Source organism: Neisseria sp. P0001.S005 (assembly GCF_051963715.1).
The window spans coordinates 1-359 of record NZ_JBQCTZ010000796.1 but is presented as its reverse complement, the minus strand read 5'-3'; the positions used below and the strand labels follow the sequence as shown (position 1 = coordinate 359).

Here is a 359-nt window from a genome sequence, read left to right as displayed (position 1 = left end):
AGTTGCACAATTAGAGGAGCAATGGGTATGAATCAACAACGTTTGACTCAAGTAATCTTGGCACCTATCGTTTCTGAAAAAAGCAACGTATTGGCTGAAAAACGTAACCAAATGACGTTTAAAGTTTTGGCAAATGCAACTAAACCTGAAATTAAAGCAGCAGTTGAGTTGCTGTTCGGTGTTCAAGTTGCAGACGTTACTACTGTTACCATTAAAGGTAAAATTAAACGTTTTGGTCGCACTTTAGGTCGTCGCAGCGATGTTAAAAAGGCTTACGTGAGCCTGGCTGCCGGTCAAGAGTTGGATTTGGAAGCCGCTGCTGCAGCTGCAGATAAGGAATAAACAAAATGGCAATCGTT

The 359-nt window shown here is 41.5% G+C and carries 1 protein-coding gene; it reads left to right on the top strand.

What is annotated here, in order from left to right:
* Window positions 1-27: 27 nt before the first annotated feature.
* Window positions 28-342, top strand: a complete 315-nt coding sequence (rplW, locus tag ACTHSP_RS22930; protein ID WP_003749274.1) for a 50S ribosomal protein L23 — start codon at window positions 28-30, stop codon at window positions 340-342.
* Window positions 343-359: the final 17 nt, after the last annotated feature.

Excerpts from the sequence above, each read along its gene's own strand:
- rplW (WP_003749274.1), top strand. The coding sequence starts at position 28 with ATGAATCAACAACGTTTGACTCAAGTAATCTTGGCACCTATCGTTTCT.